General features: G+C 33.2%; 11 protein-coding genes, 1 tRNA gene and 1 pseudogene. 7 read left to right on the forward strand and 6 right to left on the reverse strand.

Annotated elements, in window-relative coordinates:
- Positions 1–183: 183 nt before the first annotated feature.
- Positions 184–822 carry a rhomboid family intramembrane serine protease gene (locus O9307_RS12425; protein ID WP_298299817.1) on the forward strand — a complete coding sequence of 213 codons (639 nt, stop codon included), beginning with the start codon at positions 184–186 and terminating at the stop codon, positions 820–822.
- Positions 823–887: 65 nt separating this feature from the next.
- Positions 888–1,583: an SIMPL domain-containing protein gene (locus O9307_RS12430; protein ID WP_298299819.1), complete on the forward strand. Its 696-nt coding sequence runs from the start codon at positions 888–890 to the stop codon at positions 1,581–1,583.
- 53 nt (positions 1,584–1,636) lie between these two features.
- Here the strand turns inward: O9307_RS12430 and O9307_RS12435 are convergent.
- The 5 genes and pseudogenes from O9307_RS12435 to O9307_RS12455 form a co-directional block, all read right to left on the reverse strand.
- Positions 1,637–1,717: transfer RNA gene (locus tag O9307_RS12435), tRNA-Tyr, on the reverse strand.
- 174 nt (positions 1,718–1,891) lie between these two features.
- Positions 1,892–2,278, reverse strand: a pseudogene (locus tag O9307_RS12440) (TlpA disulfide reductase family protein); the annotation flags it as partial.
- Positions 2,279–2,296: 18 nt separating this feature from the next.
- Positions 2,297–3,046, reverse strand: coding sequence for a DUF4369 domain-containing protein (locus tag O9307_RS12445; RefSeq protein WP_298299821.1), 750 nt, complete (start codon positions 3,044–3,046; stop codon positions 2,297–2,299).
- A gap of 170 nt (positions 3,047–3,216) precedes the next feature.
- A complete protein-coding gene (locus O9307_RS12450; protein ID WP_064714805.1) occupies positions 3,217–3,657 on the reverse strand; it encodes a KTSC domain-containing protein in 441 nt (146 codons plus the stop codon).
- 162 nt (positions 3,658–3,819) lie between these two features.
- Complete coding sequence (locus O9307_RS12455) at positions 3,820–4,065, reverse strand: hypothetical protein (RefSeq protein ID WP_298299824.1); 246 nt, start codon at positions 4,063–4,065, stop codon at positions 3,820–3,822.
- Positions 4,066–4,156: 91 nt separating this feature from the next.
- Between O9307_RS12455 and O9307_RS12460 the strand changes: the two genes are divergently transcribed.
- From O9307_RS12460 to O9307_RS12480, 5 genes are read left to right on the forward strand one after another with little or no spacing between them, the layout of a single operon-like run.
- Positions 4,157–4,726, forward strand: a complete 570-nt coding sequence (locus O9307_RS12460; RefSeq protein ID WP_298299826.1) for a hypothetical protein — start codon at positions 4,157–4,159, stop codon at positions 4,724–4,726.
- On the forward strand, positions 4,699–4,851 hold the full coding sequence (locus O9307_RS12465) for a hypothetical protein (RefSeq protein ID WP_298299828.1): 153 nt from the start codon (positions 4,699–4,701) through the stop codon (positions 4,849–4,851). The genes O9307_RS12460 and O9307_RS12465 overlap by 28 nt, the downstream gene beginning before the upstream one ends.
- 1 nt (position 4,852) lies before the next feature.
- Entirely contained in the window at positions 4,853–5,080 is a 228-nt protein-coding gene (locus O9307_RS12470; protein WP_298299830.1) for a hypothetical protein, read from the forward strand.
- Positions 5,081–5,111: 31 nt separating this feature from the next.
- On the forward strand, positions 5,112–5,456 hold the full coding sequence (locus O9307_RS12475) for a YchJ family metal-binding protein (protein ID WP_298299832.1): 345 nt from the start codon (positions 5,112–5,114) through the stop codon (positions 5,454–5,456).
- Between the two features lie 44 nt (positions 5,457–5,500).
- The gene (locus O9307_RS12480; RefSeq protein ID WP_298299834.1) at positions 5,501–6,298 is read left to right on the forward strand and encodes an META domain-containing protein; all 798 of its coding nucleotides are present in this window, start codon (positions 5,501–5,503) and stop codon (positions 6,296–6,298) included.
- Between the two features lie 77 nt (positions 6,299–6,375).
- On the opposite strand, the gene O9307_RS12485 is transcribed toward O9307_RS12480, so the two are convergent.
- Positions 6,376–7,014, reverse strand: a complete 639-nt coding sequence (locus O9307_RS12485; protein WP_298299836.1) for a hypothetical protein — start codon at positions 7,012–7,014, stop codon at positions 6,376–6,378.
- Between the last annotated feature and the right edge of the window lie 433 nt (positions 7,015–7,447).

The raw sequence follows: 7,447 nt of genomic DNA on the forward strand, positions 1-7,447 counted from the left end.
CTAGTTTTTCTTCATCAATTTCTAATTTTGATAATTTCCAGCCGTCTTGAATCGGTAAAATAATTTTCTCTAGTATCGTTTTTATATCGTATTCCATTTTGTAAATTTAACCTTTTCACAAAATATCCAGTAGAAACAAAATGTAAGATTACTATCTTTACACTTAACTTTAAATAGTTTGATATGAATATGATTTTACTAGGCCTAATTTTGGCTAATGTTGTAGTGAGTTACAAAGGTTGGAACGATATATATTTTTTTAGAAAATATGAATTTCATGTTGGCAGTATTCGCGCAGGCGAGCAAATCCGGATGTTGACTTCTGGTTTTTTGCATGTAGATATGTCGCACTTGCTTTTTAACATGCTAACACTTTATTTTTTCGCGCCCGTTGTTATTGGTTTTATGGGGAATTTTTCCTTTGTTTTGGTGTATTTTGGCAGTTTGGTGTTTGGGAGTTTGCTCACGATGTCTTTTCATAAAAATGATTATAGTTATAGGGCGGTAGGAGCATCAGGAGCTGTTACTGGGGTGCTGTATTCTGCTATTTTGTTGCAGCCAGACATGATGTTGGGGTTATTCTTTGTAATTCCGATTCCAGCCTATCTTTTTGGTATCTTGTATTTGTTGTATTCAATTTATGGGATGAAGGCACAAAACGACAATATTGGTCATACCGCGCATTTTGGCGGGGCTGTTGGTGGCTATGTAATTACTTTGGTAAAAGAACCGCAGTTGTTAGCTGACCATATGTTGATGGTAATTCTTTTAGCGATTCCAATTGTGCTTTTATTTGTTATGGAAAAAAGAGGAAAATTATAATGGCACTACTTTTGTTATATGCCATTGAAATAAATTAAATCAATTATAAATTAAATCCTATTCTTATGAAAAAAGTACTTGCCCTGTTATTTGTCTTTTCAATCTTTTTTGTTCACGCTCAAGACGCTAAACCCTCTCCTCAAATTAGTGTAAGCGGAGAAGGTAGGGTAAAGGTTACTCCAGATCAAGCGACTATTGTGATTACTGTAGAAACCAAAGGAGCGAATGCTAAAGATGTTAAAAAAGAAAATGACCTAAAAGTAGATGCTGTTTTAAAATTTATAAAAAAAATAAATTTACCAACAGAAGATTACAAAACCCGTCGTGTAGCGTTAAATCCACAATACGAATATGAATCAAAAAAACGTTCGTATAATGCTAGTCAAACTATTGAAATTTTATTAAAAGATTTGACTAAATATGATAGTTTGATGGAAGGTTTGGTAGATGCGGGTGTGAATAACATTGATGGTGTTACGTTTCAATCTTCAAAACTGACACAATATCAAGCTGAGGCACGAAAATTAGCCATGAAGGATGCCAAAGCCAAAGCTGATGATTTCGTGTCTGTATTGGGTCAAAAAGTAGGCAAAGCGCTAATGATTTCTGATAATTCTCAAAACTATTATCCATCACCTGCTCCAGTTTATGCAATAAAGGCTATGATGAGTGATGCTGCTGAAGCTGCTCCAAGAGAAACGTTAGCTATTGGTGAAATTGCAATTGTGGTAAATGTAAGTGTAAGTTTTATTTTAGAATAAAAAGAGAAGTTTGTATAAAAGAAAAGTCCCGATTTGTATCGGGACTTTTTTTGTGGGGAGAGCAGGATTCGAACCTGCGAAGTTTTCACAGCAGATTTACAGTCTGCCCTCGTTGGCCGCTTGAGTATCTCCCCAAGACTCATAAGCTGTTGCTTATTGTGCTAACCGGGTGCAAATATAAGAACACTTTTGAGTTCTCCAAATAAAAAATACACTTAATTTTCGGATATTTTTTAATGTATTGGTAGTGAATAAAATAAAAAAATCTCCACTAGGGAGATTTTTTTGTTTTTTAGTAGTTTGGACAATTATTTGGCTAAAAGTTCAACTACTTTGTCTTTTAAAGCAGCTCCACTTAATCCTTGTGCTACTATATTTCCAGAAGCATCTAGTACAAAAGTGGCTGGAATGGCTTCAACTTTATATTGTTTTGCAATTGGTTCATCCCAGAATTTCAAATTTGAAACTTGCGTCCATGTCAAACCATCTTTTGCAATCGCTTCTTTCCAAGCTTTTGCTGATTTGTCTAAGGAAACGCCAATGATATTTAATCCTTTTGCGTGTAACTCTTTGTATAAGGCTACCATGTTTGGGTTTTCCTTACGGCATGGCGGACACCATGAAGCCCAAAAATCAACAATGGTAACTTTTCCTAAACTTTGTTTTAAGCTAATCACTTTTCCTTGCGGATTTGGCGCAGAAAAGTCAGCTCTTCATTTTGCTGAACCTGGAGCTGCTGGAGTAGCGCCAACAGAAGGTGCTTTCATTTCAGTTAAACGCGCTTTGATCGCTTTACCTGGTTTAGTGTTTTTTAATGACTCTTCTAAACTTTCGTATAATTTCTCCGCTTTTTTAACATCAGTAGATGGGTCATTCAACATTCCTTGAATGATTAATGCACTGATGAATGATTTTGGATGAGATTCAGCATAAGAAGTATATTTTGTTTTTGATGCCGTACTAACTTCTTGTTGAATAGTCATGAATTCTTTCATCAAGCTGTTGATAACTGCGGTATCTTTTTTCGCTTGAGCATCATTCATTTTTTGCGTGTTAGCGGTTTGGAAATCTACTAATTTCTTTTGAACTTTTGTAATTTCTTCATTGAATGAAGCATATTCGTCGTTATTGTAAGTACCAGAAATTTTAGATTTTTGAAGGGTATCTTTGTTGATTACGATTTCAATAGATCCGTTTTCTAGGATGAATGGTAATTTTCCTTGAATTCCTTCAACGGTTATTAAATGAAATGCTGGTTCAGTCGCTTTACCTTCGATTTCAAATTTACCGTCTTCAACTTTTACAGTATCAATAGCAATTACACCTAGTTTGTCATCTTGACTTTCTAAAATGATTGTTTTTCCATTTTCAATTCCTTTGGCTGTACCAGAAATTGTGTAGGACGTTTTGTTGCATGAAAACAATACAACAGAAGCAGATAATAATAAAATGATTTTTTTCATTCTTGAGTTATGTTATTAGATTTTGTATGCAAAAGTATTTAAATTTATAAATTACGCACGCTATTGTAGCTTAAAATTTTGTTATTGCTTCTTTTTTTTATGTAAGATTTGTGATATAAATAGAAAAGCACTCAAAAAGAGTGCTTTTCATAAACTATTTTTTAGGAAGATTAGTCTTGATTTATTGTCTTTCTCCAAGTAAAGGCATTAAGAATATGTCTTTTAGCAAAACGACCTGGTGAATCCGCATTGACCATTTTTACATAAGTAGCTTTTGGTACACTAATGTATTCATAAACACTTCCGTTAGAAAAATTGATAATCAAACGTCCTTCTACAAATTTGTAGTCGGTAATGGTTGATGTTGCAATAGTCTCAGTATATTCAGGTAAGTTTTGTTTTATCGTCTCTGGATTGATACTTACTAAGAAATGGTAAGCTTCAATGATTTTTTTACTGTTTTCTTCTGCAGCTTTTAATCCTTCTTCATCGCCTTGAAATTTATCAGGATGCGCGTCTTTCATCGCGTTGCGATAAATAGTTTTTAACTCTTTAAGGTCTACGTTTTTGTCTACATTCAGTAGTTTGCGGTATTCAACGATTTTTTTCATAAATAAGGTAACTTATTGTCTTTTAATGTGAAGTAATGAATTAGAATTCAAAATTGACAAATTTTTTGCAAAGGTACACTTTTTTTTATCTTTTTAGTTTCGGACCAAAAAAAAATCAAAAACTAACTAAAGTTTTTGATTTACAGTATTTTAAAAAAGAGTCTATTGTTCGGGTTTCATATTAGCTTTGTCAAAATTCCTTGATTTTTTGGGATATTTATCATAACTTTTATCGCTTGGATTCTCGATAATGGTTTTGATCGTAATGACATCGCCTAATTTAAATTGTAAAGCCATTTTATAATCTAGTAAATAAGTACCACAAAAAAAGTTGTTGTCTTCGTCTTGTTCTATAATTCCTGTATATACTCCTTTTTTAAGCATTTTGCTTGGTATTCCTTTTTCCATGATTCTGAAACTTCAAATTTATAAAGGGCAAAGATACACAATAATTATGGCTATTATATTGGTTTTGGTTATTCTGCTTACCTTTGCAGCTATGAAAAACATTTTTCGACCCGCACCACAATCTTTTAAAAACACTTTTTGTGTGTTTTATGAGGTGGCTTTGGAGCAAATTGAGGGATTGGTTTTACAATATCATAGTGCCTCGGGGAGTAAGTATTATTATACTCCTGAAGGGATGTTTCGTTTATCCAATCATTGGGGGCGATTTGCAAATAGTAAATGGCGTTTGGAACCATTGGAACCTGCCTCAAGTTCTAAATTTAAAGTAGGATTTGCGCGATGGGAGGATTTTTATCCCGATAACGCAGAAGAAAAGCTGTATTACATTGCAGCTGATTACGCCAAGAGAACCGTAAATTATCAGCACAAACAAAATCCTAATTATGATGAAAAAGCGGTACTTCGAACCAGTTTTGAGACTACCAAAAGAATCAAGCAAATTCGGAATTTGTTCGAATTGACCAATTGGGCGAAGTATTTTGACTATGAAGATATAGACGAATTAAGAAAAAAAATAATTGAGGAACTTATCTATACTGAGCGCTCTCTTGAAGAAATAAAACGTAGCATACAATGGGAAGAAACAACGAAAGAAACATAAAGCAACACAACGACAAGTTGCATAAAGCCCAAGATAAGGCCAAGAAAGCGGCTATGGAGCGCAAAGCAAAATTGAAAGAAATTGTAAAAAAGTTTAACGAAGACCAAGCGTCTAATAATGAATAATATGAGCGAGAATCCGTTTGACCAATTGAAAATGCATGTGCAAGAAATCATCGACTTGATAGCACAAAAACAAAACCGTGATGCCAATAACAAATTGACCGAAGTAAGTGAAGCTTTGGACGAACTTCTCGACCATTCAGAAGATGATGCCGATTTGATCGAAATCAGCAAATATCAAGTGTTGCTGAATCAGTTGTTTCAAAAAATCAATCCTGAGGATGAACAATAGTGTTTGCCCTTGTGGTTCTAAAATAGTTTTTATGGACTGTTGCCAAAAATACATTTTAGGCTACGAAACCGCGCCAACTGCTTTGGCTTTGATGCAATCACGGTATAGCGCTTACGTGATTAAAAATGGGGACTATTTGGTAGCGACTACACACGAAAGTACAAGAAGTCTTTTTTCTAAAGATGAAATTTTACGTTGGGCTAGCGAAAACCAATGGCAACAATTGAAAATCATAGCTTTTGATAATACAACTGTTGAATTTCAAGCTTTTTTTAGAGGTCCCGATGGCAAAGATTGCATTCATCACGAACGCTCTACTTTTGAAAAAGTGAATGGACATTGGTATTATATAGACGGTGTTTTTTTTAAGACTTAGTTTTTTTTAATAATTTTAGGAATTGATATTTAATACATTTAATCATGACAAAATATAAAGCATTTCTTTTTTTGATTTTATTGTTCTTGGCTTGTAAAGCTCCAAAGAATGATTCAATAGGCATTTCTGCTAATACGAAACCTAGCAAAGGATATCAGGAACAAATAGAAAATATGGAACAACGTATTTATTTTCGAGCGATGGGTAATGAACCTGAGTGGAGCCTTCAAATAGCAGCCAATAAAATTTCATTTACCTCACTAAAATCTAATTTTGAATCATTTAATGCACCTCATGTGGACCCAATTAGGGCAATGGACGCCAATGTGAAAAGCTATCGAGTTGTTACTGAAACGGGAACTATGGTAATAACTATAGAACAACAAAAATGCACCAATGCAATGTCTGGCGAAATTTTTCCTTATACGGTTCGGGTTGAAATAGAAAAAAGTAAAGATAAATCTATCGCAAGTTTTCAAGGCTGTGGAAATTACATTGTAGACCCGCGTTTGCATGATATTTGGGTGTTGGAGAAAATGAATGGTAAGAATGTATCTTCAAGTGAGTTTGTTAATGAATTGCCTTATCTTGAAATCAATAGTAATTCTGGAACGTTTATGGGGTACGCAGGATGTAATCGTATGAACGGTTCACTCTTTTTTGAAAAAGAAGTTTTAAGATTCACCAGCATCATTACTACTCGAATGGCTTGTATATCCGAAAATAAGGAGGGTGAATTTCTACATTCCTTAGAAAGTACTACTTCATATGAGGTTGCCAATATGCGATTAACACTGACTAATCCGTCTGGAATTGTATTAGTTTTCAAGAAGGTAGATTAATTTTACCTTCTTGTTTCTATGAATAATTGATTATACTTCCTGAGATTTGAATTGGCTTTGGTAAATTAACGTTTATATTAGGTTCTTACTTTTGGCATATTTAATTCTTCACCAGCACAATCCACAAATTCATCGTCCTTAAGTGCTTTTAAACCGATTTCTATTCGAGCTTTATTTGTAGCTTCTTTGGTTTGGATGCAAGGTTTACCAAAAACTGAACCGTAAAATACTCTTCTAGTTTTTTTATTCTTACTTTTTGCCCAATAATATTTATCCAAAACTGAAGCAAAAAAATCGGGTTTCATATTCCCTTTTTTTACTTCATTTAGAAAAAAATCAAAATGGATTTGTTCATTAACTAATCTATGAGGATTGTGAAGTAATATTGCAACGAAGGCACCTTCAACACATTCATGTTTGAAATTTTTTTCACCCAGCAATTCTTTGTTCGGAAAACCATTTGCTTTTAGAAATGCTACTATTTTTTTAAAATTGAGAGTATCGAGGTTTTGGGTCAATTTTGCTTTATCTTTAAATCCTTCGGACAATCTAATTCCTTGATCTAAACCATACATTTGGCATAGTTCAAAGGCTAAACTGTCTTGTTTTGATTGAATGCTTTTACTGGCATTAAGGTTAGTAAACTTAGAGTTTGAACAACTTAATAGAATTGATATAAAAAGTATTGATAGAACAAAGCAAAGGTGTTTTTTCATTTTTTAATTTTAAAAAGAGAAGAATGATAGTATTTCTTATGTTATGGATAGTGAATTCACTCAGGTTTTCAAATTTAGATTCGTTTTAATCAGCGTTATCTGTGTTCTACTTTCAAAATGAGCACAAGTAACAGATTTTCTAATCCACTAAAGTTGTAAATGTAAGAAAAAATTATCTATTTTATTGTTTTTAACTAAAAATTAATAAACGTTCGGCAGATAACCGAATCAAAATGCTGTATTTTTAATTTGCCAATAAAAAGGCTAATTGTTACTCTTTAGCCCCGATTGAAGCCTACCGTCTGGACACATCTTTTGATAGACCACAGATGACACAGATTGAACGGATTTAAACCAATACATTTGTTGTCTTTTGAAAAAATGTGTTGAAAAAACATTAAGTTTATAAATAATATTTTTAATATACAACCAA

It is taken from the genome of Flavobacterium sp. (genome assembly GCF_027531905.1).
Lineage (GTDB): Bacteria > Bacteroidota > Bacteroidia > Flavobacteriales > Flavobacteriaceae > Flavobacterium.

Coding starts and splice junctions, on each gene's coding strand:
- O9307_RS12430 (WP_298299819.1), top strand. CDS start 888: ATGAAAAAAGTACTTGCCCTGTTATTTGTCTTTTCAATCTTTTTTGTT.
- O9307_RS12485 (WP_298299836.1), bottom strand. CDS start 7,014: ATGAAAAAACACCTTTGCTTTGTTCTATCAATACTTTTTATATCAATT.
- O9307_RS12450 (WP_064714805.1), bottom strand. CDS start 3,657: ATGAAAAAAATCGTTGAATACCGCAAACTACTGAATGTAGACAAAAAC.
- O9307_RS12480 (WP_298299834.1), top strand. CDS start 5,501: ATGACAAAATATAAAGCATTTCTTTTTTTGATTTTATTGTTCTTGGCT.
- O9307_RS12475 (WP_298299832.1), top strand. CDS start 5,112: ATGGACTGTTGCCAAAAATACATTTTAGGCTACGAAACCGCGCCAACT.
- O9307_RS12455 (WP_298299824.1), bottom strand. CDS start 4,065: ATGGAAAAAGGAATACCAAGCAAAATGCTTAAAAAAGGAGTATATACA.
- O9307_RS12425 (WP_298299817.1), top strand. CDS start 184: ATGAATATGATTTTACTAGGCCTAATTTTGGCTAATGTTGTAGTGAGT.
- O9307_RS12460 (WP_298299826.1), top strand. CDS start 4,157: ATGAAAAACATTTTTCGACCCGCACCACAATCTTTTAAAAACACTTTT.
- O9307_RS12465 (WP_298299828.1), top strand. CDS start 4,699: ATGGGAAGAAACAACGAAAGAAACATAAAGCAACACAACGACAAGTTG.
- O9307_RS12470 (WP_298299830.1), top strand. CDS start 4,853: ATGAGCGAGAATCCGTTTGACCAATTGAAAATGCATGTGCAAGAAATC.
- O9307_RS12445 (WP_298299821.1), bottom strand. CDS start 3,046: ATGAAAAAAATCATTTTATTATTATCTGCTTCTGTTGTATTGTTTTCA.